6 protein-coding genes are annotated in these 2,836 nt (G+C 39.9%); 4 read left to right on the forward strand and 2 right to left on the reverse strand.

Features of this window, described 5'->3' with window-relative positions; all coding sequences use genetic code 11:
- Both A3761_RS28690 and A3761_RS22565 read left to right on the forward strand, forming a co-directional pair.
- Positions 1 to 219 (forward strand): hypothetical protein (locus A3761_RS28690; protein WP_231881290.1); only part of this gene is annotated, 219 nt, incomplete at its 5' end.
- A 100-nt stretch (positions 220 to 319) separates the two neighbouring features.
- Positions 320 to 706 (forward strand): hypothetical protein, encoded by a 387-nt coding sequence (locus A3761_RS22565; RefSeq protein WP_068511467.1) that lies wholly within the window; start codon positions 320 to 322, stop codon positions 704 to 706.
- A gap of 71 nt (positions 707 to 777) precedes the next feature.
- On the opposite strand, the gene brnA is transcribed toward A3761_RS22565, so the two are convergent.
- Together brnA and A3761_RS22575 are read right to left on the reverse strand one after the other, a co-directional pair.
- Entirely contained in the window at positions 778 to 1,053 is a 276-nt protein-coding gene (gene brnA / locus A3761_RS22570; RefSeq protein WP_068510173.1) for a type II toxin-antitoxin system BrnA family antitoxin, read from the reverse strand.
- Positions 1,040 to 1,339, reverse strand: a complete 300-nt coding sequence (locus tag A3761_RS22575; RefSeq protein WP_068511104.1) for a BrnT family toxin — start codon at positions 1,337 to 1,339, stop codon at positions 1,040 to 1,042. The genes brnA and A3761_RS22575 overlap by 14 nt, the downstream gene beginning before the upstream one ends.
- Positions 1,340 to 1,483: 144 nt before the next feature.
- Here A3761_RS22575 and A3761_RS22580 point away from each other — a divergent pair, with 144 nt between their 5' ends.
- Both A3761_RS22580 and A3761_RS22585 read left to right on the forward strand, forming a co-directional pair.
- Positions 1,484 to 1,813 (forward strand): immunity protein YezG family protein, encoded by a 330-nt coding sequence (locus tag A3761_RS22580; RefSeq protein ID WP_068510496.1) that lies wholly within the window; start codon positions 1,484 to 1,486, stop codon positions 1,811 to 1,813.
- Positions 1,814 to 1,941: 128 nt separating this feature from the next.
- Positions 1,942 to 2,217, forward strand: a complete 276-nt coding sequence (locus A3761_RS22585) for a hypothetical protein (protein ID WP_068511479.1) — start codon at positions 1,942 to 1,944, stop codon at positions 2,215 to 2,217.
- The last annotated feature ends 619 nt before the right edge of the window (positions 2,218 to 2,836 follow it).

A 2,836-nucleotide genomic window follows, 5' to 3' on the forward strand; every position in this document is an offset into this window, starting at 1 on the left:
ATTATTCTTGGTTGGTCGGCAATAATCATCACGGCATTTTTTAAGTGTCCGGAATGCGAACAAAGAGCTCTAGTTCATTCAGGTAAAGTGGTAAAATTGCTCACGAGCAAACGCAGCAAATTTAAAGTCTGGCTTGTCCCGAATGAATTCGCTTATAAGTATTTTTATTGCTGTAAGTGCGGTCATAAAATCGAGGCAAAAAGTGAATCAATCACCTAACCAGTTGCGCAATGATCGCCCCGGAAAAACACCCGGGGCTGGACTCGCTTTGCTGCGCGTCGCTCGCCCATTCGCAAGGCGTTATGTTTTTTGAGGGATTATGAACAAAGCTCTATTTGAAAAGTTACTTGGTGCGAGCATTATTCTAAATGCTCTTTATTGTCTTATATTTTCGCTCATCGATTCTTATCAATTGTTATCGCTCATAACTGGTGCCAGCGATAGAGAGATTAGTATTAGCCAAATGGCTACTATGTTGGCCATGCCTTACTTCCTTGCGTCGGTTATTTTTATAGTGTCGTTTTCTCTAGGCTGGTTGTTACTTCGTAATAAACAAATACATTTGGCAGTCGCTATTACAGCGGGTTTAGCTAACATATTTAATGGTTCAATAGGCTTCGGCTTGGCTGTGGTTTATTGTATTTATCGAGTTGCTACTTCTAGCAAAGAAGAACAACATAACCAGCGCCTCAAACGGACTCCGTAAAATATGTCACGCTTTTTGTGCCAAAAAGGCGCGCCAATTTTACTCCTCCGTTTAGGCGGGCGTTAGTGCTCTTAAGAAGCTAAGCGATTCTGTCGAACATCATCAGCAAGCCAAGATTTGATTAAGGACTGGTAAGGCATGTCTCTTCGATTAGCCTCAATTTTAATGCTTTCAAGCAAAGACTCAGGTAACCGCAAGGAAATTGTTTTCGTCGATGGTTTTAAGTTGGGCATTGTTACTTTTGCGGCCTTACTCCAGTCCAAGTAATCAGCGGAATCATTATCTTCCCAAAACTTTCGTTCTTCTGCCTCTGTTTTAAACTTTGGAGGCTGTTTATGCTTGTTCATAAAATTTCCTCTCTTTCTTGTGCATTGGTCGTGCAGAAATCACTCTAATCAAAGTGTTATCTTCACGCAGTGTAAAAGTAATATGTAGTTGCCGCCCATCATCGGTAATTCCAAGGGCATGGTATCTGGGCTCTTTATCACTGTGCTTTTTGTCCGGCAGCAGTAATAAAGGCTCATTAAAAAATAATTGTTCGGCCTCTAACTGGTTTACGCTGTGTTTATCAACGTTTTTTCTTTCGTTGCCAGCATCCCAATTAAAGCCTTTTATTTGTTTCCAATTAATCATTTATGTATATTACCATCATATACATAAAAATGGCACTAACAAGCGGCTCCACCGGACAAATTTTATTGTCACCTTTTTTGTACCAAAAAAGCCGCCAATAAAATTTCCTCGGTGAGCCGGGCGTTATAGCAGGAATGGTGATTTATGAATATTATGGATGAGCAAGTATCACTATTGAATGAGTTGAGCGAACTCATGATGATAAGCAGTGAGCTAGGGTATGAATCTCTTTCGTGTGAGTTTAAATATCACACTTCAGAAGATGGTAGTAGTTCAATAGGATCCAAATTTAGTTATGTAATTGATGGTAAAAGGGTCTCAAAGGCACTTGTAAAACCTGAAAGAGAGCGGCTCTATACCGTTGTGCCTAAGCTTCACTCAGTTATGAAATCGCATACTGGCGGTGATTGGAAGTCATTTACACTAACTATAAATGAAACTGGTGAGGCTAAAACCAAATTTGAATACCAATAAAAGCTATAACAAGCAGCTCCACCGGACTCCGCAAAATGTGTCGCGCTTTTTGCTGGAGCAAAAAGTCACGCCAATTTTGCTCCTCCGGTGAGCTGGGCGTTATGTGAAAAAATGGAATTCCGGAGCAGATGAAACAGATCTATAAAATTACTTATAATCCCACAGGTAAAATATATATAGGCAAGGATAGCATCGGAAGCCATCGTTATTTTGGCAGCCCGGATATGGATACAGTAAATGCAGACTTTGCAACGCTTCCTCAAGAGGTACGCAAAGATTACACAGTACGTAAACAGATACTTTGGGAGTCACCAGATTGTGAAGAGTCTGAACTAGCAGCCAAAGAGGTAGAGTTCATTCGCAAGTATCAATCTAATAACCCAGATATTGGTTACAATAGATGACCTAAATTCAATGAAAACACATAACAAGTGCCATCAATCGGACTTGGGTAAACTGTCACCGTTTTTGCAAAAAGACGCAAAAACGCCGCCACTTCACCCAAGCCGTTGTGGCAGGCGTTATATGCGCAAAAGTACCAAACACTTGTACGCGGTTTTCTTAGTTTTGTGCAAAGATGGCCTTCTTATAAAGTCAGGTTATCATCAAGGTTCAGTGTTCTAAAAATTAGTTTTTTGCTCAGCGTAATCGGGTCACTTTGATGGGTGGTTTCGTTGACAGTTCAGGTAAGAATTTAGGGTTTATCGTGGTCAAAATCAGATAAACAAAATAAAAATTATTGTATGGTTTATTGCGTCGTTTCTGAGTTCTTAACAATAAATTAAGAGCATAAGGTCAAAAGACTAAAAGCAAAAATCATATAACCAGGCCATCTTTCGGATCTTCGTTTTCTGTCACCGTTTATGCAAAGAAACGCATAAACGTCGCCATAAAACTCATCCCGCAAATGGCGGCGTTATATTCTTAAAGGAGAAAGGTGATTAATAAGTTTATTACAGTGCTAATTGCACTTTTTGTTGGTGGTTGTGCAACTCCACCAAGTAGATACAACCCTGATAATAT

The organism is Oleiphilus sp. HI0123 (genome assembly GCF_001635315.1).